Source organism: Brevibacillus sp. NRS-1366, assembly GCF_050467985.1.
Genome location: NZ_JBITPN010000022.1, coordinates 26,214 through 47,574, shown reverse-complemented (window position 1 = coordinate 47,574; position 21,361 = coordinate 26,214). Strand labels below are relative to the sequence as shown.

The following is a 21,361-nucleotide window of genomic DNA, read 5'->3' as shown; positions in this document are numbered from 1 at the left end:
AGTGATCTTAATTATAATATAAGATAAAATACAATATTTGTAAATGCATAATTTTAATATTATTGAATTTTTTTATAGACACATTACTTGTGAATTAGACTGGCAATCGATTATGCAGAGTCCGTGCTGATTGCACGTCTGTATGGACTGGCTAGATTTGATTAATAAGCCAAGGTTCCCGGGTTAAACTGCAGCATACAGATGGCCATCTAACATGGTCTCAAGGTTTGTGTTTAAAAATGAAAGATGCACGGATTTGCCAAAGTTAGATTTTATGTATGTATGATAGCCAAGGTACTTGCAGGCTTGTTAAATGAATTGTATTGTGCCTGCATAGTTGATCATGAACGCAGTTTGAAGTTTTCCCTTGAATGATGCTAATGCGGTGTAATAGGTAGGTGTTCTTCCCTTGTTCTTTCGATTACACATTGAGTCCGATAATATATATTATGTAAACTGATAAAAAGACCAAGCGTACCAATAACTAAATGGTCTTGGTTCCGATGATGTAGATTATCAGGAATCTAATTGGCAACGGTTCCTGATAATTATCAAGAACGTCTGGATAAGTTTCGGACCCGTTCCAATAAGCTCCATGGACGGTTCATAAATGTCGGTTACGTCCTTATAATCGATTTTTCAGGAGGACGATCCATTTTGCAGGTCAGACAAGTGGTTGATGAATTTTTGAGTTACATGCAGGTTGAGCGGAATGTTTCCGTCAATACGATACGCAGTTACGCGTATGATTTACACGTGTTTGAGGCATTCTTACAGAAAGTTCACGGAATAATTGAGCTGCAGCACGTGTATAACTCGACGATTCGGCGTTTCGTGCAAGACCAGGTCATTGTGCATCAGACGCGGCCAAGAACGCTGCAAAGGCGTATTTCTTGCTTAAAATCCTTTTGTCGCTTTTGTGCAAAGGAAAATTGGATCACCAATGAGTTCATGGTAGGCATTCAAGCACCGAAAACAGATAAAAAACTGCCAGTCTATATGAATTTAGTCGAACTGCAACAGCTTTTTCGGTTTCTGGAAGCTGACCAGCGAAAGTTCGCGCTGCGTAATCACGTGATTTTCAAGCTGTTGGCGACAACTGGTATGCGCCGGCAAGAATTAGTTGATTTGACTTGGGAACAAATTGATCTGGAATGGAATGCTCTACGGATCTATGGGAAGGGTAACAAAGAGCGAATCCTCCCTCTTCACCCGATGGTACTGCCTTTGATCCTGAAGTATCGTGGGAAGGTGGAACCTTATCGGTTGCACCGAAAAGAACCGGTCTTCACGAATTATCTTGGCGTTTCATTAGATCCGCGGGGCTTGCATCGTATCTTTAAAGAAACCCTTGCACTTGCAGGTTTACCTCCGCATCGGTTTACGCTGCATCATCTAAGGCATACATTTGCGACGCTGTTGTTACGCTCCCAAGATGCGACTTCCAAAGTGGATATCCGTACGTTGCAGGAACTTCTTGGTCATGAAAGCTTAGCGACAACTTCTATCTATACACATGTTGACCTGGAACAAAAGAAACAAGCGATTGAATCTCTGCGATTTGATTATTAAAGAAATAGACCTCCCCTCTAATAGTCCGGTAGAGAGGAGGTCTATCTTTTTTGCTTTCAGTTCATGAAATTGCTATTTTATGAACTGGAATTTAGTAATGAAAAAAAATTCAATTTTCAATTTGTTATATCTGTGAGGGAAAAAATAATTCTAATATTTTCCTATATTTAACAACGTCCTCTTTCAATGCCCCTCTTCTCTAACGTACAGGATTAGAAACTTGTTCTTGAGTTAAGGTCTACACCCTTTTTTGTTATTTAGTTTTTAAGTCAATCTGATACTGCCCCGCTCCCTTGCTTTTATACATGTGCTAATCCTTTTTGGATCATAATAACAGCAAGCTCTGGATCGGTATCAAGCAACTTTAATAGTAATTCTTTTGGAAGCTTACGAGTTATTTCTGGCGTTTTCTTGTATTCACTGTCTCTTGTTGTGTTAGGAATCGGAAAATCTTTAAAGACAGTAGATTCTTGGGAGAATTCCTCTTCTATACGTGCTAGTTCCCTGTGAAGCAGCCTTATGTGCCTTCCGTATCGTCGAATATAGAACTGTAAATTATCTTGTTCAGAATGGCCCAAAAGAAATTTAATGGCTGCCAGTTCTACACCTCGTTCGCTAAGGACAGTGCTAATTGTCGCTCTAAAACCGTGGGGAGTCACTCGCTGATCATTCGACCAACCCAGATCAAGCGATATCCGGTTAGCGAGACGATTCAGTGCTTTACTACCAAGTGGTTGACCAGATTAGCCAAATAAAAGATACATTTACTCACTTTTCACCCATCCATTTTTTGCCCATACCTCACAATACCTAAGGCAAGTTATGGGTACCTCTTTCCCTCATCTTGATAATCAGGTAAGCGACTTTGTTTCCACTTTGCTTCTCCAAGTCTTGTAAAAACCCATTTTTTATTACCCATGGCTATTACACCTCATTCCTCTTTAAATTCTTCTGAAGCTTTTCTCTCACAAACATGGGTAAACGATTATGAAGGTGAGGTAATAGCATAAGAGTTAAAATCGTCTCTCGCTCACCATGTCTAGCTAGCTTATATCCCCACAGTAATTCCCAATCAGTAACACCAGCATGCGTTTTCATTACTCCTGGTACGATAGAAGGATGGTACCCTTTTTGTATAAGGTAGTCCCGTACTTCTGCCCCGCTCTTATCTTCAAACATATCAAGAAAGATCGTTAACCAGGTATCCGGATATTCCAAACATGCCTGGATCGCTTCTGACAGCCTAGTACGCCCAAAAACCGCAGAACCTCTACTCATGACAACGGTACTTGCCAGCCATAATAGTTTCTCATCAATGCCTGTATGATTCTGAATCTGTTTTAATAAATTGGATAGGGGTATGGGGTTTGTAAGCAAAGATGCTCTTGCTCTGGAAGGAGTCATGGAAAGATAGAGATTATCAATTAACTGCTGACTCGGCCTTTCATCTCTTACCGGAATTTCTCGTTGTCCAAGATAATTCTCCACATAAGATACCGCGTCATGGTAAGTGTAAATGCCAGGCTTACATACAATAAACGTGAGCTGATTCCAGAAGGTAACTTTGTCTTGCTCATTTAATCCGATGGTTGTCCAATAGAAAGGTATGATTTTTCGCGTCTTTTGATGGATAGCCATGATATCCCGGTATAGTTCTTTTTCAGAGCACCCTTGATCTACGGTTACGTAATAAACTGGACTCAAGGGTTTACTCGGATCGGGGTTGTATATCTCTTGCTTGTTCGGTTTCCTCTAGACCATCTTCTTTCCAACTTAGAACCATATTCGGAATGCTGGATTCCTTCCAATTTACGTTGTAGTGTTCATCCAAGACGAGTGCCCCAACGTAATCAAGTAGTTCTGGACGAAGATCGTCTTCATTTTCTACCCAACCAAATTCCTCGTACCAGCGCTTTTTGATAGAGTTCATGTCCTCTTCAGATACGATCTCAACTCCAGCCAGCTGCTGATAATACAGGGTGATCTTCAGTAATGAATCTAGCTCCCTCCTCAATATCAAAATCAGGGGTAGCCTCCAATACCTAAATAGCCCATTTAGTTAGAACCTTTTTTACATCAACACTCACTTGAGGCTCTTGGGATTGATTTTGCTTTCTCATTGCCATCGCTCAATTCCTCCACATTTTTCAATATTGAGATTAGAGGGGAAACCCGGCGGTCATTGCACTAAGGAAGAAGACCAGTGGCTTTGCGTCCCGTCTTTCGATCTGGTTTGCCATTATCCTTCAAGGCAGATGTAACATAGAGAGCAAGTTCACTTACATTTTAAATGTGCCGTAAGCTGCACCTATGCCAATCAGTTGACTAAAATAGAGCAATCTCAATCATCATCATCAATAAAGAAAACGTCAGGAAATAAAGAGAAAGTCGAAAGTTGTTTGAAGCCCATCTCGATTCATTTTTGGCAAACAACCCATGAAGGCATGAGATCAACCAACTTAATAACAGTGCACCAGAAACGATCAAATATCCTACGCCAACGTAATTATAAGCAAATAACAAATAATTAACGAAAAATAAGCTCACAACATACGGTAGCATCTGTAGCTTTGTACGATATACACCTTTTATAACGGGAAGTAGTGGATACCCTGCCGCTCGGTATTCTTCTTTTTTTAAAATCCCGAGTGCCCAAAAGTGCGGTGGTTGCCATAAAAAAAGAAACAAGAATAAAAGCCAAGCGCCGAGTTCCAGCTTATTTGAAAAACCGCAGTAGCCGATCATTGGCGGCATAGATCCGGAAATACCTCCAATTGAAGTACTCCAGGTTGATGTCGGTTTAAGCCAAGCCGTATAGATCACTACGTAAACAAAAAGTCCAATGAAGCCCAAGGCTGCGCTTAATGGATTAACGAAAATATACAAAGTAGCCAGTCCAGCGAACCCTGCTATAATCCCAACTATCAATACATTCCGAGGTTTCAACCGCCCGCTCGGTAACGGGCGAACACGAGTCCGTTCCATTTTTAAATCTCGTACACGATCCAAGAAGTTATTTAACATCGAAGCAGCCGCAACTACTAATGTTGTTCCAAACAAAATGAATATCAATGTTAAATCGCCAGACGTCAATCTTGAAGCAAGACAATAACCAGCAAACGCACAAAATAAATTAGAAACCAAAATTCCTGGCTTGGTAATAGAAATCCAATCCCTCCAGGGTTGGGGTTCTATTAACGAATGGCCAGAGGCTCCACTTCTGTTCTCCATTTTGTTCCACCTCATATCTTCCAGAAAAAATGATGTTGGAGGAGGTATCTGGATTCGAACCAGAAATCTGGGTTTTGCAGACCCATGCCTTACTTTTGGCTATACCTCCATGGGAAATGATAACAACGATGATTCCAGAGGTGGTCCACGATAAGCTTTCTTAATTAAAGGTGCTGATCATTTCGATTCTCCTTTTCAAATGGTTTCGTGTGCTAGAAAAGCTGGTAATGGGTGTAGTAGTCCGTTGACCACTGCATTGCTCCAGCAGCTTGAACATGGTAAACCCGTGTTTTTATACCTCTGTCTCTTTCATATAGGTAAGGGCCAAAGCGTCATAGGAAATTTCTTGATCCCCCCGCATACGGGATGCCGCACCCGCCACAGCTTTGGGTAGTTTATCGATGGCAACCTTCTCCGCATACAGCGACTGCCGCTGCAGATTGCTCCACTCCACATAGTCGCGATCGATGATCGTGATCGTGCCGACACCGGAGCGCGACTGCACTTACGATCAACACATGTGCATCCGCCAAGACTTATTGACTAGCTGCGCGAATTGGCCGAAAATTTTGCTGTCTGCAATACCGATCATGTGACCTAGCTGTCGCCTCCATCCTGTTCGTTCATCACTCCTCGTGAAATCGACTGTTGCGGTCCTACAATCCGCTCAGATCGGCATGAAAAGAATTGGGGAATTCCCACACTTGCTATTTAAGAAATTCTCCTAGTAAATCAATCTAAACCTACTATATGGAGCAAATCTTCAGGTCGATTTAATCTGTATTTTGCCACTGTGCGTTCTGGTTGCTTTGCCCCCCACATCGCTAAGGCGAAATCGATTTGAGCCCCGTTCGCGCATTTCTGATCAAATACAGTATCTCCGACATAAAGCGTCGTCGTCGGGTTGATCTTGGTTTGTTCTACATACTTGAGCAGCGGGTCAGGTTCAGGCTTATGCCTAAATGTGTCGTCTGCGCAAATAATATGTGAGAAGAGTTCGCTAATGCTATGAGGCATAAAGTCATCTATGAATTCCTCGCGTGTTTTGGATGTAACAACACCCGTATGAATACCTTTTCCCACCAATTTTTTAAGCATATCTTCAATCCCAGAATAGAGGATCATCAGGTGATTATTCTGTTTTACATAAAACGTTAACTTTTCAGCAACGCGATTTACATCCGAAACCCCCAAGAAGTTCAAACTATTTTCACTCGTCATACCCAATACAGGAATTAATTCTTCACTTGAGTACTCTATTTTCTTTTCTTCTCTTAAAACTTTCTGCAAAGCCAGAATGATCGCTTGGTCTGAATTAAGAAGAGTCCCATCGACATCAAATATAACGGCTTGAATCATATTAAAAACCTCCTTTTTTTACTCACAATTCCCGCTAATAATCCATTAGTAATTCAATATCATTTATCGTATAATAATAAAAAATTCCTATCATTATAACAATAACATCAAAGGAGGAAGTTCAGTGGAACTGAAGCAATTGGAATACTTCATGACTTTAAGTCAGGAATTACACTTTACCCGTGCTGCCGAAAAACTCGGAATCACCCAACCCTCACTTAGCCAGCAAATTCGTTTGCTTGAACACGAGATTGGCATGCCTCTCTTTGATCGCGTCGGCAAGAAAACGATGCTTACCGAAGCAGGTCGAGAGTTGCTACATCATGGCTATAATGTGTTTCATGAACTCTCACAGGCACGAGCAGCAATCAGCGAACTGCAAGGTTTAAAGAAAGGCACATTGAAAATTGGCGCGCTTCTGACCGCTGTCAATTACTTGCTTCCTCCAACGGTGATAGGATTCCATAACAGTTACCCCAATGTAAACCTTTCTGTGCTTGGTCTGCGAACCGGAGATATTTATAACGGGCTGTTGCAAAATGAGCTTGATCTGGGAATTGTTTTCTTGCCAATGGAGCATGAAGATCTTGAAACCATCCCGCTTTATAAGGAGAATCTAGCCCTTGCGGTAGCTGTAGATCATCCCATCGCCCAAGCAGCGTTTGTGACGCTTGATATTTTAAAGGAAACACCCTCTGTTCTACTACCAAATACTTATTTCTTACGGCAAGCGATTAATGAACAGTGCCGATCACTGGCATTCACGCCCCAACCAGTGCTAGAAATGACAACAATGGAATCAATCATAACAATGGTTGGCAAAGGAATAGGTATTACTATCCTCCCAAAAGGTTACTTGGATTATATTGACAATCCACGTATTTGCACGATTCCGCTTAAAAATCCGGTGCTCACTACACAAATTGGTATCGTATATCGTAAAAATAAACATTTATGTGCAGCCAGTCGTGTATTTATTGAACAATTAGTTTCAACTGTTAAAAGCAGAAACTTATAAGTGATTCTATTCCTGTAACGTAACAGATTTTAGGTGCTTCGCAATGAAAGCTACGCCTTCATATCCGAGGCATTTCGCTCCGGTGGAAACACTGGATAAAACACATGCTCAACCCTTCCATTATCGATGATTAGGGTTAGCCTTTTGATGAGCGTCATTCCTCCCACTTCAAAAAGTGGGAGTTCCAGAACACGAGAAAGGGCGAGCGAACTGTCTGACAACAAAGGAAACGGCAGACCAGCGACTTCTTTTTGGTAGTCCGTGGCTTGAGTAGAAAGACCGAACAATCCCTCTACACCCACCCTCTTCAGTTCGCGATATGAACGCGAAATGCACAGGATTGCGGAGTGCAGCTGCGTGCACCAGGGATCATATCCCAGCCTTCCAGAGTACCGCCGATTACGAGACTAGTACGCCGGATTTCCGTAGACAACGGTTATGCCACCTTCAGCAAGATCAACAGGAGCGCCTTGAGTTGCAGCTAGATCGATACTCGGGATCTGTAGGTCACTAAGATGCCGGTCTTCCCATCATCTTCCCGCATGGTCAGATGTCCCGACCCAAATTCCTTTTTCAGCCATCGCGACTTTTCCCCATCCCTGTTGCAATAAATGAAAATCGCAAAAACTATTATACCGACAAACTAACGGCGAAACTCTCTTAGTCGCCAATAATAACGTGTCCCTGTTGAAAAGTTCGATAATTGTTTTCCAAGGTATCGAGCAAATGTATCAAAAGTGTACGAGAATGAGTCAGGAAAGACGTCTGATCCATCATTTGACTCGGAAGTTGGCATACGTACCTAATTCAATTTCATCGCCACAGTGTTCAATCAGCTTTTGGATGCTGTCATTCCCCCAAGCATATGCCGAGTACCAGCTTCTGTTGCTGAATCGTAAATTTAATAAACACCTTCTTACGGACAAGCCACGGAATACGCTCCACGTCGTACACCCCTATCGGCCGCCCAAAATGATGAGCATATCGAACTCCGACTGAAGTGGAAATTGAGTGCTTTCATATAATAAAGTGCCGGTTAGCTTATAGCCTTTTCCATAACCCAATCCGAGATACGTTCAAGCGATTCGAACGGAACATGCTGCAAGTAATGAATTCTCATATTTACTCTACTTCCTTAAAGTATTCTTTCGCTTTGTGCAGTGCAAGAAGAAGTTGCTCTACATCCTCTTCCGTATTGTATAAATAGAAGCTGGCACGCGCCGTAGCACTAGCGCCAAAATGTCTCATCAATGGTTGACAGCAATGATGCCCGGCACGAATTGCTACGCCATACATATCCAGTACCGTAGCCAGATCATGTGGATGAATCGTGCCCAAATTAAACGTCACCAATCCAAAGCGGCCTTCTTCCGGGCCGTACATTGTCAAATGTTCGATTTGCTTCATTCGTTCTACAGCATAGCTAGTCAATTGCTTGTCATGCGCCTCTATGACATCCAATCCGATTTGCTCAAGAAAATCGATGGCCGCGCCTAAGCCAATTGCGCCTGCGATGATCGGGGTACCCCCTTCGAACTTCCACGGCAGCTCTTTCCAAAGTGCATCATGCAGGCCTACATAATCGATCATTTCTCCGCCGAATTCGATCGGCTCCATTTGCTCAAGATAAGCTTTTTTTCCATACAACACCCCAATGCCGGTTGGCCCGCACATTTTATGTCCCGAAAAGGCATAAAAGTCGCAATCCAGCTCTTGAACATCCACCTTGATATGCGGAACGCTCTGGGCTCCATCTACCATGACGACTGCCCCATGCCTATGAGCGATTGTTGCGATTTGCTTCACTGGATTGGCAACACCCAGTACATTAGAAATGTGTGAAACAGATACGATTTTCGTGCGATCCGTAATCGTGTTCTCCGCTTCTTCGATTGAAAATGTTCCGTCAGCTTGCAGCGGAATATATTTCAATACTGCCCCCGTCGCCTTTGCTGCTTGCTGCCAAGGAAGAAGATTACTGTGGTGTTCCATAGCGGAGACAACAATCTCATCGCCCTCTTTACATATCGCTCGTGCATAGCTGCTGGCCACAAGGTTAATAGATGAAGTTGTCCCGCGCGTAAAAATAATTTCCTCAACCCGTTCTGCATGGATAAAACGGGCAACTTTCGACCGCGCCCCTTCATAAGCCTCCGTTGCGCGAAAGCCTAACGTGTGAACACCCCGATGGACGTTCGCGTTATCTCGTTCATAAAAGTGTTTCAAGGTCTCTATCACCTGAATCGGTTTTTGCGTTGATGCTGCGCTATCCAGGTAGGCAAGCGGATAACCGTTAATTGTTTGACCCAATATAGGGAAAAGTTTTCTTATGTTAGAAGTATCCAAAATCATCACCCTTTATTGCTGATTTTTGTCAGTGCTTGATAATGAGCGCTGATCGTCCTTTCGATATCCTCTCCGGAATGAGCTGCCGAAACGAAACTCACCTCGTAAGGTGTAGGGGCAGTTAAAATGCCAAGCCCCAGCATAGTTGCATAATATGCTTTAAATAACTGCATATTTGAACCTTTAGCTGTATCGTAGTCAACAACCTCCTGCTCCGAAAAAAAGGCAGAAAACATGGAGCCTACCCTGTTTATTTTAAGCGGTATGCCTGTCAGTTTGGCATTTTGTCCAAAACCTTCTGCCAATCTAGCCGCTTTTCTGTCCAAATCCTCATACAATCCTGGCTCTTCAAGCAGTCGTAGTGTTGTATATCCTGCCGCCATGGCGAGGGGATTGCCTGATAGTGTCCCCGCCTGATAGATTGACCCGACAGGAGCAACCTGCTCCATAATCTCGCGTTTACCGCCGTAAGCACCGACGGGCAACCCGCCTCCGATGATCTTACCAAGACAGGTTAGATCCGGATCGATTCCATACAACCCTTGCGCCCCATGAAAACCTACGCGATATCCCGTCATCACTTCATCAAAAATAAGCAAGCTGCCGTACTGCTTCGTAATCTCGCGCAACCCTTGGAGAAATCCGGGAGCTGGCGGGATAACCCCCATGTTGCCCGCAACAGGCTCGACGATAACAGCAGCAATTTGTTCTCCATATTGTTCAAATAGGAAGCGGACGCTGTCCATGCTATTATAGGGCGCTGTAAGTGTATAGGCAGCAACGCTATCGGGTACTCCCGGACTATCCGGCAATCCCAGGGTAGCGGCGCCCGAGCCTGACTTGATCAATAGCGCATCGGCATGTCCATGGTACCCGCCTTGAAACTTTACGATTTTTTGCCGCTTTGTAAACCCTCTGGCCAATCGCAATGCGCTCATCGAAGCTTCCGTACCGGAGTTAACCATACGCACCATTTCAATAGACGGCATACTACTGCATATCCATTCAGCCATTTTGATTTCAATTTCCGTAGACAAGCCAAAGCTGGTTCCGTAAAACGCTGCTTCCCCGATCGCCTCTACCACTTCAGGATGAGCATGACCAAGGATCAAAGGCCCCCACGATCCGATATAATCGATAAATTCGTTGCCGTCGATATCGAAGACGCGCGCCCCTTGACCTCTTGCCGCAAAAACAGGCGGTAAGTCTACCGTTGAAAATGCACGAACAGGGCTATTTACCCCACCAGGTATCACTTTTTTGGCTTGCTCGAATGCCGCTATGGAACAGGAATCCATTCTTTTTGCGCTGAGATTCATAGAATGATGCCCCCCTTTTAACTAAATCGCCCTGGCTTCTATAACTACCTTGATTTTTTTTACAGTTAAATCTTGTGGTCCTCTTACAGGTAAACCGACTTCCAGATGCTCATGAATGTATCGGATATGTTGTTCCGCGATGACTTCCCCAGGCAGTAAAATAGGAATACCTGGGGGATAAACATAAACGGACTCTGCCATGATGCGCCCAGCAGATTGCGCAAAGGGTATGAGTTCGACGTCCCCATAAAAGGCATCCCTTGGCGTCAAAGCAAGCAGCGGAATTTCTGGTAATTTGACATCAATGGCTCCAGCTTCCGCTTTTGAGTTTTGATGAGCTTTGGCAAGTTCAGCTAAACCGTACAGCAAGCAAGCTACCGTTTCTGTCGAATCACCAGGTGTGATTAAGCAAAGGATGTTGTACAAATCGCTCAGTTCTACTTCAATATTGTAGTGCTTCCGCAGCCATTCTTCCGCAGCATAACCGGTAATGCCTAACTCTCGGACATGTATGGAAAGCTTCGTAGGGTCGAAATCAAAGGCGGCATCCGTCCACAGAATCTCCCTGCCGAAAGAAGCCAGACCGGGAATTTGGTTGATTTGATCTCTGGCGCATTCTGCTAGTTGAATCGCTTTTGCTGCCACTTTCGAGCCATTCAAGGCAAGATGCTTCCGTGCTGCGTCCAGGGAGGCCAAAAGAATATAGGAAGTCGATGTTGTTGTCAGCATGCTAAAGATGGTTTGTACTTTTTCACGCTGAATGAGCCCTTTTTTAATATGGAGCAGCGAGCTTTGTGTCAACGATCCGCCAAGCTTGTGCATGCTTGTTGCAGCCATATCTGCTCCAGCCTGCATAGCTGATAACGGAAGCATGTTATGAAAGTGGAGCAATGCCCCATGCGCCTCGTCAACAAGTACCGGTATGCCGTAATCATGAGCTAAATCAACGATGGCTTTCAGATCGGTACATACACCGAAATAGGTTGGATTGATCACGAGTACCGCTTTGGCATCCGTATGTCTTTCAATCGCCTTCTTCACTGAACGAACAGAAACGCCATGATCGATCCCCCATCGTCTGTCTCTCTCGGGTGTGACGAATACGGGTTTGGCTCCTGCAAAGATGATGGCAGATAAAATCGACTTATGCAGGTTGCGCGGCACAATAATTTTATCGCCCGGCCCACACACAGACATAATCATCGTTATAATTGCACTACTCGTTCCTTGCACGGAAAATAATGTATAGTCCGCGTCAAAAGCATGGGCAGCCATGCGTTGGGCTTCGTCAATCACGCCAGTAGGCTGGTGCAAATCATCCAATGGCGCAATATTGATCAAGTCAATGGACAGGGCATTTTCGCCCAGAAATGTTTTAAACCCGGCTTCCATCCCTTCTCCTTTTTTATGGCCTGGTATATGAAATGGAATCGGGTTTCGATTCGCATGCTCGAGCAAGGCAGTAAACATTGGTGTACGGTGATGATCCATATTGTTGTTCAATTCCTTTCAAAACGAGATAGCAAGATCAACTTATTGTAGATTTTAAATTGAACCGGACCATTGTTCAATTCAATTGATTATATAACAACGATAGGATTTACCTATGAAAAAGAAGAAGGAAATAAAGTCAGATGCGAGGATGACGTTTCTCCACAGCGATTCTAGACTTTGAATGAGGAAGTATGTTCGGGGCATTCTTGGAGTGTGGCTTCGTGGGTAAGATATTTTTGGATCAGCTTGCAATAATGAGGCGCTACTTTATCGCCAGCATTCGGAAGATAATGAATGCAACCTATACAGGGCTCCGAAACTACGAGATACCCCTTCTTTTGCAGGGTAGAAATAATAGAGCCAAGCCCTGTCTCGAAATGCGTCAGCAATTCCTCTGAAATTGGCTGAAGCGCTTCTTCCAGCAGATGCCCCCAATTGTCGAGCTTGTTAACGACCTCCCTTCCCATTGAAGTTAAAGAGAGTAAGGTGACTCGACGATCTTCGGCTTTTTGTGATTTATTGATCAATCCTCTTCTTACTAAGCCATTGAGTATTTTCACGGCTGTTACATGAGTCGTACCGATTGTATTGGCGAAGTTGCCTACCGTAGCCACATCACTTCGTGTGTGAGCAGCGAACAGCAGTGCTTGGATTTGTACAGGGGATAATCCCAAGGTATCGCTCTCGGCTTGCGTCACTTTTTTGATTGCCTGGGACATTCGGAACAAAGCCATGCCGATGCGCGCTGAGCGATTATCCTTTCGATGCTGAGGATCAAATATCATTGCATTTCGTTCCTTCCATATTGCTAGATGCTCTCTTATATATTACATGCAAAGCAATTCGGATAAAAGCAGATTCAATGAAATGTGTTGACAAAAGAAGGTGCCTAATAGGCACCTTCTTTGCGGGATTTAACCTTTTAAATCTTCGAGACTAGCACCGAAATTGATATGATACACTCGTCCGTCAATCACCACGGCTGGAACGGATTTAACACCCGCCTTCTCTGCTTCTTCGATCCGGTTTTGTGCTGTACCGAGATGCACAATTTCTGTAGTAATCTTTAATTTGTCAAGATAATCAACCACCACATGCTCTGCATCTACACATACTGGACAACCTGCATGATAAAAAACTGCTTGTACCATTGAAATTCACTCCTTCATTTTTAATGTAGCTTTGCTACTTAATTTAATTATAGGAGTGAATATGGGCATCATCAATTTCAAATTGCCTTTCGTTATCATAGGTAAATGTAATGGTTATTCAGCCGTTCCTCTTTTGGAAATCAGACCAAAAATCCGCTAAAGCTTTGCAATGCTCATAAGGAACCGCATTATAAATAGAAGCACGCAAATGTCCTGCATCCCGATGGCCTTTCAGTCCCATGAACCCTTCCTGCTCCAGTTCAACAAGCAACTTATTCTCCATTTCCGGACTGGAAGTACGGAAGGTAACGTTCATCATGGATCTGCTGTCCTTATAAGCCAATCCTTTATAAAATCCGCCGCTGTTGTCGAGCACATGATAAAGCAGATCCGCTTTCTGCTGGTTGCGGACAGACATCCCTTTTACGCCGCCCTGATTCACAATCCACCTAAGCACAAGGTTCACCATATACACAGAAAAAACGGGCGGTGTATTGTAGAGCGAATGATGGTTGACATGTGTGCGATAACTTAATATATCGGGGATTGTTTCAGGAATGCACTCTAGCAAAGGGCGACGTACAATGACAATCGTAACACCCGCAGGTCCCAGATTTTTCTGAGCGCCTGCATATATTAATGAAAATTGAGATGGTTCAATGGGACGGGAAAAAATATCGCTAGACATATCCACTACTAAGGGAACATGCCCTGTATCAGGGAAGCTCTGGCATTGGATGCCGTCAACCGTTTCGTTAGATATGAGATGGACATACGCCATATCCTTCGGAATATTCAAATGACTTAGATCAGGCATTTGTTTAAAGCCTGCTTTCTCCCCGCTTGCCAACAAGAGGGTCTTCCCTATTTTCTGCGCTTCTTGCCACGCCTTTCCCGACCATGTCCCACAGTGTATATACCCCGCTATTTTTCCTTCTGTCAAAAAGTTGATCGGCACCATCGAAAATTGCAGGCTTGCCCCTCCGTGAAGAAATAAAACCTCATAATCTGAAGAGAGACCCATCAGCTCTTTAATTAACTGTTGCGCTTCATGATGGATGACTTCGTATGCTTTGCTTCGATGGGAAATTTCCAGAATGGATGCGCCAATCCCTTGATAATTTCGCAGTTCTTCTCGTGCTTCCTGCAATACTTCCGCCGGCAAAGCTCCCGGACCGGCATTAAAATTATAGGTATTAGCCATAGCTATCACTCCTGTAGTCCTTCATATAAAGGGAATTGAGACGTGATTTCCTGCACACTTCTTCGTATTTGCTCCTTGGCGACTGAACTCTCGGGATTTTTAAGTGCAATTCCAATCAGCCGAGCAATTTCTTTCATTTCTTGGGGTCCCAATCCTCTTGTTGTCATTGCTGGAGTCCCGAAGCGAATGCCGCTCGTCACAAGCGGGCTTGCTGTATCATGAGGAATCGCATTTTTATTTGCTGTTATCCCGACTTCATCAAGTATCCTTTCAGCTTCTTTCCCGGTTAATCCGATCGGGCGCAGGTCAAGCAATAGAATATGATTGTCGGTCCCTCCCGATACAACGGTCAACCCTTCATTTAATAACGCCTCGGCCAATACTTTTGCGTTATCCAGCACTCCTTCAATATAAGATTTGAATTCTGGTTGTAACGCTTCGCCGAACGCAACCGCTTTTGCCGCAATGGCATGCATAAGAGGACCTCCCTGGACTCCGGGAAAGATCGCTTTATCAATCGCTTGCGCCCAAGACTTGCCGCACATAATGATACCGCCTCTTGGACCTCGCAGCGTTTTATGCGTTGTCGTCGTAACAAAGTGAGCGTGCGGCATTGGGCTAGGATGGAATCCTGCCGCGATAATTCCTGCAATATGCGCCATATCGACAAAGAAAAGCGCCCCTACTTCAGCAGCGATTTGAGCAAACGGCGCAAAATCTATCGTTCGCGGATAAGCGCTGGCGCCAGCAACGATCATACGCGGACGGTGCTTAAGCGCAAGTTTTCGCACAAGTTCAAAGTCAATGCGTGCCGATTTTTCATCCACACCATAAGGTACAAAATTGTAGATTCTTCCGGAAAAATTAACTGGGCTCCCGTGTGTCAGATGGCCGCCATGAGATAGATTCATACCTAAAATCGTATCCCCTGGTTCAACGGAAGCAAGATAAACCGCCATATTTGCCTGAGCGCCGGAGTGAGGCTGTACATTGACATGTTCTGCACCAAAAAGGGTTTTCGCACGCTCAATAGCCAGTTCCTCGACCCGATCCACATATTCACATCCGCCATAGTACCTTCTTCCCGGGTATCCTTCGGCATACTTATTGGTCAATACCGTACCCGTTGCTTCCATAACAGCTCGGCTTACAAAATTCTCCGAAGCAATTAGCTCAATTTTATTCCGTTGCCGCGCAGTTTCTTGCCAAATGGCGTTTGCAATGGTTTTGTCCTGTTGTTCCAATAATTTCACAAATATCATCCTTTCCATATATCGCGTTGCAATCGCAAAGATTTTCATGATAGTATAGCAATCAATGGATTATAAATACCCATCCATAAACTGTGTATTTGAACAATCCATAATTTCCATCTTACTTTTGGAGGTGAGCCGGATGCTCAAAGTGAACAGAGATGATGAACGTCCCATTTGGCAGCAGTTGCTTGACCAAGCGATCCATAATATTACGACTGGTAAATGGCCGCCTGGCGAATTGCTGCTCCCCTCCCGTGAGCTTGCGCAATTGATTGGGGTTTCCCGTTCAACGATACAAGCGGTGTATGAGGAACTATTCAGCCGCGGATACACCGTAACCTCTCGCCGCGGCGGAACAAGAGTTAGCGAATGGACGTATAAGCCCCACTCTGCAGACGAAGTTCCAGCCCAAGGACCCGCTCTGCCACAATTGCCGTTATTAAACAGCGCAATCGGCCATTTGCATAGCTGGTTTGGAAATAAAGAACACGGCAAGCCAGAGATCGATTTCAGTCCCCATGAACCGTATTTAGAAGAGTACTTTCTAAAAAATTGGCGGCAATCCTTTTTGCAGGCTTCCACAGAAACAGACCTGGACAGTTGGACCTACGGTGACCCTTATGGATTCCTACCGCTGCGAGAACAGATTCAACACTATTTGTCGCTTGAACGAGGCGTTCATGTGAGCGTCGATCAAATTCTGTTGACCTCAGGCGCACAACATAGCCTCGACTTAATCGCCCAAGCCCTTTTGCCTGAAGGAGCAACCGTTTCGGTTGAAGATCCTGGCTTTCCTGCTGCCTGGATGGCGATGAAGTACCGGCAAATGAACGTTATTTCTGTCCCGGTCGATGAGCATGGGCTAAGTGTTGACGGCATTCACCCTGAATCCAGACTTGTGTATGTTACGCCGTCGCATCAGTGTGCGGTTGGCGTGATTATGTCGGAGCCTCGTAGGCAACAACTCTTACATTTGGCTGCAGATCAGCGGTTTTGGATCGTTGAGGATGATTACGACAGCGAATTTCGTTATCGCGGCGACCCGCTTCCCACTTTGTTCAGTCAGCGACCTCAGAACACGTTATATATGTTGAGCTTTTCCAAAATGATCGCTCCCGGTATTCGAATGTCTGCCCTCATTGGTCCCAAAGAGGCCATTCGTCAGCTCGCTCGCGTCCATGAATTAACCTATCGGCATCTTCCAATTATGGAGCAACTAACGCTCACTCATTTTTTTGAACACGGTCACTTCATGCGCCATATGAGAAAAGTACGGAATATATACCGACGCAGACACGCAGCCATGACGAAAGCCATCGTCGCGACAGGATTGAGCGAACGATTCACGCTAAGCGGCGCAGAAACAGGGCTGCATATGCTGCTTGAAGCTGAGCCCTCGTTTGACGAGGCTACCGTGACGAACCTGGCGCTGGAAAGAGGAATCCGTATCTATCCGCTTAGCCAGTATGGTTTAGAAAGCAAGCGAAAAGGCTGGGTACTCGGTTTCGCTAAAGTGGATGAAGCCGCCATTGAAGAAGGGATTGAACGTCTGGCAGAGATCCTATTGCACAAGTAGCCCTGCCAGACGTATGTCTATATGGCAGCTCCGCCTGCGCTGCCATCCCGTTCTTTCAGCACCTTGCCCAGAATGCGAATCGCTTGATCGATCTCATCGCAGGTTACGTATAAGCTTGGCATAAAACGAATGACGTGGGTTCCTCCTGCTAGAACAGCACTTTAGCTTCTACATAATGTCCGATGCGAGCTACTCCGCCTGCCGAGCGAATAACAGAAGGCTGCCTCCTGTTATTTTTGTTCGATTTGCTGTATGCCTCGCGCCTGGTATGGCTTCTTGCGAAACTTGCCATGAATCAATAGATGTGAGGCCAAACCCGCGACAAGTCCCCAAAATGCGCCGCCAACGCCAAGCAAGGTCACATTTGCGGCTGTTGCTAAAAAGGTAATCAATGCTGTCTCGCGTCCCTTTGGCTCCGCTAATGCACCTGCGAGACTGCCGCCAATTGTGCCAAGTAATGCCAGTCCTGCTAACGTGGCAATATAGGTCGCAGGAAGAATTAAAAATAGCCCAGCCAATGTCACGCCAAAAATACCGACAATCGTGTAGAAAATACCGCAAGCTATGCCGGCAATATAACGCTTTGATGCATCTTCATGCGTGTCTTTTCCGGTGCAAATTGCCGCCGAAATCGCAGATAAATTAAAAGCGTGTGAGCCAAACGGCGCTGTAAGAAGCGAGCCCAAACCCGTTACGGTCAAAATCGGATTCGCACTTGTCTTGAACCCATCATTGCGCAATACGAGCATGCCAGGCATATACTGTCCCGTTAACGTAATCATAAATAGCGGCAAGGCAACGCCTAATAAAGCCTGTAACGAGAACTCGGGAGCGACAAATACCGGTGATGCAATCGCCAATTGAACATTGCTGAAATCTGCTTTTCCCGTCAGAAGCAAATAAAGCAGACCGATCACTAAAATACCCACAATAGCGTAACGGGAAGTAAACCGCTTTAGCACGATATAACCGACAAACAGCACAACGACAAGCAGCGGATCTAGTTTCGCTCCTCCAAAGGCTGAAATCCCAAACTGCAATAAAATGCCTGCCAATAGCCCAGAAGTGATGCCGGGCGGAATAAGCCGGACGAAACGTTCAAACATGCCAGATAAACCTAATACAATAAAGCCTGCCGCCGAGATCATGTAAGCGCCAATCGCTTCCGGATACGGGGTGACGGCTAAAGCCGATACGAGAAATGCTACGCCTGGCGTTGACCAGGCTGTAATGATTGGTTCCCGGTAACGATAACTTAGCCAGATCCCGGTTATACCCACGCCAATAGAGATCGACCAAATCCATGAAGCGGTCATTTCGGGACTTATCCTCGCGACTTTTGCCGCCTGAAACACAAGAATAAAGGTACCACCATAGTTGACAATGACAGAGATTAAAGCAGCAATCGTCGGTGATATCCAATCGCGGCCACGCAACGCGGTTGTTGATGTAATCATATTCATTCTCACTTCCTTTACTAGTCCTGACGCATATTTTCGTTCCAGTAATAGCTGTCCGGCAAGTAACGCTCTTTGAATACTTTTGTCCCTACTCGCATGATGGTCGCTCCTTCCTCGATGGCTACCTTGAAATCGCCGGACATGCCCATCGAAAGAACATCCATTTCTACACGCGAGAATTTCCTTTCCTGAATTTGGGCTTGAATTGATTTCAACAGTCGGAAGCAATCTCGTTGGTCGCATTCAGCTTCCCAATCGTCATTAGACCCTTTATGTTTAACGTTTCGAACTGGGACGCTTGTTCTACCAACTCCAGTGGAATTCGGGAGAAGCCCCGAATTTGCTCTCCTCGTAGGACGTATTGATTTGCACCAAAATATCCATCGTCTTGTTCTCTTTGACAAGCTGCTGATGTAGAGCCTGGCCCAATTTCAAACGATCCACAGAATGAATGTCACAAATTTGACGACATCCTTCACCTTATTCGTCTGCAAATGCCCGATAAAATGCTATTCCACCCGGTTATATTGCTGCATAAGCGGGAATTTGTCCCGAAGCTCCTGGGCTTTGTTTTCCCCAAACAGAGCCTCCCCTGCCTGTATCGCTATTTGCAATTTTTCAAGCGTTACGGTTTTGGTCGCGAGCAACAATTTCACGTCCTCGGTTTTACGCCCGATGCTTGGCAAGCTAATTCCATCTGCTGTCTTACGCTTCTGCGATTCTCTTCAACTAAATTGCTCATGTCTCCTCCCCTCCTGTTACACCGCACTCGTCAAAGGAGATTTCCCGCACGCGCTTGATTTCCGGTATCGCGAGTAAGGACTCCATCATGCTCCTTGATGCTTTTTTATCGATTTTTAAGATCATGACTGCCGAGCCGCCAACTTCGTTTCGCCCCACTTGCATCATGGCGATATTTATGCCGCTATCTCCAAGCAATGTTCCCAGCCGTCCAATGATACCGGGCTTATCCTGCTGTGAAATCAACAAAACATGTCCTTCAGGTGGAAGCTCAATCGGATAGGGGCCAATTCGGACAATACGTCCGCCAACGCCGGGCAGTGATGTCCCTGTCACCCATCTCTCCTCGATGGTTGTCTTTAGTCGAAGAGTAATCTCGCTGGACGCGCTCTCGGTGAACAACGATTTTCGTACCGTAAGATGAATGTCGCGAAGCTTCGCCAGGTGAATGGCATTGACGATATTGACCTGTTCCGTGCTGAGATGATGCGAAAGTATCCCCTTGAGCACATACGGAAGTAGTGGCGAAGTGTCCAGATCTGCAAGTTCGCCTGCGCATTCCACCGTAACTTCTCGTATCGCGCCTTCTGTTATCTGGACAAGCGATTTCCCCAGTTGTTCACACAAGGTTAACCAGGGGTGTAATTGTTTGAGCAGGTCGGATGGAAAGGCCGGCATATTGACTGCATTTTTAAACGGTTCCTGTCGCAGGATATGAATCACTTGTTCAGAAACATCAACAGCGACATTCTCTTGCGCTTCCACAGTGGACGCGCCCAAGTGCGGAGTAACGATGATTTTCGGATGCCTTAGGAATGGGTGATCCGGTGACGGAGGCTCGTGCTCAAATACATCGAAAGCAGCGCCTGCCACAATCCCTTCATCGAGCGCTTCAACAAGCGCCGACTCGTCAATAATTCCCCCGCGCGCGCAGTTGATGATCCGCATCCCCCGCTTCATGACATCGAATTGCGGCTTCGCAATCATATGATGCGTTTCATTCGTTAGCGGCGTATGCACCGTTATAAAATCGGCAGTACGGATGATGGTATCTACGGTCGCCAGCTTGATCCCCAGATTGCTCGCCCTTTCTTCCGATAAAAAGGGATCGTAGCCGATAACGGTCATGCCAAACGCCGCTGCGCGTTTAGCTAATTCGATCCCGATACGGCCCAGCCCAAGCACGCCAAGCGTCTTGTTTCGCAATTCAACGCCAAGGAATGATTTGCGATCCCACTGCCCGTCAACGGTTTTGGCATAAGCTTGCGGAATATGCCGGGCGAGTGACATCATCATCGCAAAGGTATGCTCGCACGTAGTGACCGTATTGCCGTCGGGTGCATTGACCACGACAATCCCTCGGCTTGTCGCAGCATCCAGATCAATGTTGTCCACCCCAACTCCTGCCCGACCGATGACTTTCAAACGAACGCCTGCCTCTATAATGCGCTTAGTCAATGTCGTTTGAGAACGGACAAGCAGCGCATCATAGGAATGAATGACCGAAATGAGCTCCTCTTCGCTCAGCCCCGTTATTTTGGCGACCTCCACATCTTCAGCACGAGTCAACTGCTGCAATCCAAAATCGCTAATTGGATCTGACACCAAAACTTTAAACATGATTTTCCCTCCCT

Annotated in this window: 19 protein-coding genes, 1 tRNA gene, 2 pseudogenes and 1 riboswitch; of the genes and pseudogenes, 3 read left to right on the top strand and 19 right to left on the bottom strand. The window is 45.4% G+C overall.

The window, feature by feature from the left end:
• Positions 1 to 657 precede the first annotated feature (657 nt).
• Positions 658 to 1,572: a tyrosine-type recombinase/integrase gene (locus ACIFQN_RS16830; protein WP_429834188.1), complete on the top strand. Its 915-nt coding sequence runs from the start codon at positions 658 to 660 to the stop codon at positions 1,570 to 1,572.
• A gap of 299 nt (positions 1,573 to 1,871) precedes the next feature.
• Here the strand turns inward: ACIFQN_RS16830 and ACIFQN_RS16825 are convergent.
• The 7 genes and pseudogenes from ACIFQN_RS16825 to ACIFQN_RS16795 form a co-directional block, all read right to left on the bottom strand.
• A pseudogene (locus ACIFQN_RS16825) lies at positions 1,872 to 2,300 on the bottom strand (tyrosine-type recombinase/integrase); the annotation flags it as partial.
• A 196-nt stretch (positions 2,301 to 2,496) separates the two neighbouring features.
• Positions 2,497 to 3,210 carry a hypothetical protein gene (locus ACIFQN_RS16820; RefSeq protein ID WP_429834187.1) on the bottom strand — a complete coding sequence of 238 codons (714 nt, stop codon included), beginning with the start codon at positions 3,208 to 3,210 and terminating at the stop codon, positions 2,497 to 2,499.
• Positions 3,211 to 3,280: 70 nt separating this feature from the next.
• Positions 3,281 to 3,592: a hypothetical protein gene (locus ACIFQN_RS16815; RefSeq protein ID WP_429834186.1), complete on the bottom strand. Its 312-nt coding sequence runs from the start codon at positions 3,590 to 3,592 to the stop codon at positions 3,281 to 3,283.
• 143 nt (positions 3,593 to 3,735) lie between these two features.
• Positions 3,736 to 3,820: riboswitch (cyclic di-GMP riboswitch) on the bottom strand.
• 77 nt (positions 3,821 to 3,897) lie between these two features.
• Positions 3,898 to 4,803, bottom strand: coding sequence for a heme o synthase (gene cyoE / locus ACIFQN_RS16810; protein WP_429834185.1), 906 nt, complete (start codon positions 4,801 to 4,803; stop codon positions 3,898 to 3,900).
• A gap of 36 nt (positions 4,804 to 4,839) precedes the next feature.
• A tRNA-Cys gene (locus tag ACIFQN_RS16805) sits at positions 4,840 to 4,912 on the bottom strand.
• 183 nt (positions 4,913 to 5,095) lie between these two features.
• Positions 5,096 to 5,308 carry a ThiF family adenylyltransferase gene (locus ACIFQN_RS16800; RefSeq protein WP_429834184.1) on the bottom strand — a complete coding sequence of 71 codons (213 nt, stop codon included), beginning with the start codon at positions 5,306 to 5,308 and terminating at the stop codon, positions 5,096 to 5,098.
• Positions 5,309 to 5,535: 227 nt separating this feature from the next.
• The gene (locus tag ACIFQN_RS16795) at positions 5,536 to 6,162 is read right to left on the bottom strand and encodes an HAD family hydrolase (protein WP_429834183.1); all 627 of its coding nucleotides are present in this window, start codon (positions 6,160 to 6,162) and stop codon (positions 5,536 to 5,538) included.
• 124 nt (positions 6,163 to 6,286) lie between these two features.
• Here ACIFQN_RS16795 and ACIFQN_RS16790 point away from each other — a divergent pair, with 124 nt between their 5' ends.
• Positions 6,287 to 7,180: a LysR family transcriptional regulator gene (locus ACIFQN_RS16790; RefSeq protein WP_429834182.1), complete on the top strand. Its 894-nt coding sequence runs from the start codon at positions 6,287 to 6,289 to the stop codon at positions 7,178 to 7,180.
• 50 nt (positions 7,181 to 7,230) lie between these two features.
• On the opposite strand, the gene ACIFQN_RS16785 is transcribed toward ACIFQN_RS16790, so the two are convergent.
• The 9 genes from ACIFQN_RS16785 to glyA form a co-directional block, all read right to left on the bottom strand.
• Entirely contained in the window at positions 7,231 to 7,467 is a 237-nt protein-coding gene (locus ACIFQN_RS16785; protein ID WP_429834181.1) for a redoxin family protein, read from the bottom strand.
• Positions 7,468 to 7,487: 20 nt separating this feature from the next.
• Entirely contained in the window at positions 7,488 to 7,613 is a 126-nt protein-coding gene (locus ACIFQN_RS16780) for a hypothetical protein (RefSeq protein WP_429834180.1), read from the bottom strand.
• Positions 7,614 to 8,302: 689 nt separating this feature from the next.
• Positions 8,303 to 9,526 (bottom strand): cysteine desulfurase, encoded by a 1,224-nt coding sequence (locus ACIFQN_RS16775; RefSeq protein WP_429834179.1) that lies wholly within the window; start codon positions 9,524 to 9,526, stop codon positions 8,303 to 8,305.
• Between the two features lie 5 nt (positions 9,527 to 9,531).
• Positions 9,532 to 10,845, bottom strand: a complete 1,314-nt coding sequence (gene hemL / locus ACIFQN_RS16770; RefSeq protein WP_429834178.1) for a glutamate-1-semialdehyde 2,1-aminomutase — start codon at positions 10,843 to 10,845, stop codon at positions 9,532 to 9,534.
• Between the two features lie 21 nt (positions 10,846 to 10,866).
• Positions 10,867 to 12,336 (bottom strand): aminotransferase class I/II-fold pyridoxal phosphate-dependent enzyme, encoded by a 1,470-nt coding sequence (locus tag ACIFQN_RS16765; protein WP_429834177.1) that lies wholly within the window; start codon positions 12,334 to 12,336, stop codon positions 10,867 to 10,869.
• Positions 12,337 to 12,509: 173 nt separating this feature from the next.
• Positions 12,510 to 13,124 carry a MarR family winged helix-turn-helix transcriptional regulator gene (locus ACIFQN_RS16760; protein WP_429834176.1) on the bottom strand — a complete coding sequence of 205 codons (615 nt, stop codon included), beginning with the start codon at positions 13,122 to 13,124 and terminating at the stop codon, positions 12,510 to 12,512.
• Positions 13,125 to 13,253: 129 nt separating this feature from the next.
• The gene (locus ACIFQN_RS16755; RefSeq protein WP_429834175.1) at positions 13,254 to 13,490 is read right to left on the bottom strand and encodes a thioredoxin family protein; all 237 of its coding nucleotides are present in this window, start codon (positions 13,488 to 13,490) and stop codon (positions 13,254 to 13,256) included.
• A 118-nt stretch (positions 13,491 to 13,608) separates the two neighbouring features.
• The gene (gene serC, locus ACIFQN_RS16750; protein WP_429834173.1) at positions 13,609 to 14,694 is read right to left on the bottom strand and encodes a 3-phosphoserine/phosphohydroxythreonine transaminase; all 1,086 of its coding nucleotides are present in this window, start codon (positions 14,692 to 14,694) and stop codon (positions 13,609 to 13,611) included.
• Positions 14,695 to 14,699: 5 nt separating this feature from the next.
• On the bottom strand, positions 14,700 to 15,947 hold the full coding sequence (glyA, locus tag ACIFQN_RS16745) for a serine hydroxymethyltransferase (RefSeq protein WP_429834172.1): 1,248 nt from the start codon (positions 15,945 to 15,947) through the stop codon (positions 14,700 to 14,702).
• Between the two features lie 142 nt (positions 15,948 to 16,089).
• Between glyA and ACIFQN_RS16740 the strand changes: the two genes are divergently transcribed.
• Entirely contained in the window at positions 16,090 to 17,526 is a 1,437-nt protein-coding gene (locus ACIFQN_RS16740) for a PLP-dependent aminotransferase family protein (RefSeq protein ID WP_429834171.1), read from the top strand.
• A 230-nt stretch (positions 17,527 to 17,756) separates the two neighbouring features.
• On the opposite strand, the gene ACIFQN_RS16735 is transcribed toward ACIFQN_RS16740, so the two are convergent.
• The 3 genes and pseudogenes from ACIFQN_RS16735 to serA form a co-directional block, all read right to left on the bottom strand.
• Positions 17,757 to 18,983, bottom strand: a complete 1,227-nt coding sequence (locus tag ACIFQN_RS16735) for a benzoate/H(+) symporter BenE family transporter (RefSeq protein ID WP_429834901.1) — start codon at positions 18,981 to 18,983, stop codon at positions 17,757 to 17,759.
• Positions 18,984 to 19,003: 20 nt separating this feature from the next.
• Positions 19,004 to 19,728 (bottom strand): annotated as a pseudogene (locus tag ACIFQN_RS16730) (YggS family pyridoxal phosphate-dependent enzyme).
• Positions 19,725 to 21,347, bottom strand: a complete 1,623-nt coding sequence (gene serA / locus ACIFQN_RS16725) for a phosphoglycerate dehydrogenase (RefSeq protein ID WP_429834170.1) — start codon at positions 21,345 to 21,347, stop codon at positions 19,725 to 19,727. The pseudogene ACIFQN_RS16730 and the gene serA overlap by 4 nt, the downstream one beginning before the upstream one ends.
• Positions 21,348 to 21,361 lie beyond the last annotated feature (14 nt).

Coding starts and splice junctions, on each gene's coding strand:
- ACIFQN_RS16820 (WP_429834187.1), bottom strand. CDS start 3,210: ATGGCTATCCATCAAAAGACGCGAAAAATCATACCTTTCTATTGGACA.
- cyoE (WP_429834185.1), bottom strand. CDS start 4,803: ATGGAGAACAGAAGTGGAGCCTCTGGCCATTCGTTAATAGAACCCCAA.
- ACIFQN_RS16795 (WP_429834183.1), bottom strand. CDS start 6,162: ATGATTCAAGCCGTTATATTTGATGTCGATGGGACTCTTCTTAATTCA.
- hemL (WP_429834178.1), bottom strand. CDS start 10,845: ATGAATCTCAGCGCAAAAAGAATGGATTCCTGTTCCATAGCGGCATTC.
- ACIFQN_RS16765 (WP_429834177.1), bottom strand. CDS start 12,336: ATGGATCATCACCGTACACCAATGTTTACTGCCTTGCTCGAGCATGCG.
- ACIFQN_RS16760 (WP_429834176.1), bottom strand. CDS start 13,124: ATGATATTTGATCCTCAGCATCGAAAGGATAATCGCTCAGCGCGCATC.
- ACIFQN_RS16755 (WP_429834175.1), bottom strand. CDS start 13,490: ATGGTACAAGCAGTTTTTTATCATGCAGGTTGTCCAGTATGTGTAGAT.
- serC (WP_429834173.1), bottom strand. CDS start 14,694: ATGGCTAATACCTATAATTTTAATGCCGGTCCGGGAGCTTTGCCGGCG.
- ACIFQN_RS16740 (WP_429834171.1), top strand. CDS start 16,090: ATGCTCAAAGTGAACAGAGATGATGAACGTCCCATTTGGCAGCAGTTG.
- ACIFQN_RS16735 (WP_429834901.1), bottom strand. CDS start 18,983: ATGATTACATCAACAACCGCGTTGCGTGGCCGCGATTGGATATCACCG.
- serA (WP_429834170.1), bottom strand. CDS start 21,347: ATGTTTAAAGTTTTGGTGTCAGATCCAATTAGCGATTTTGGATTGCAG.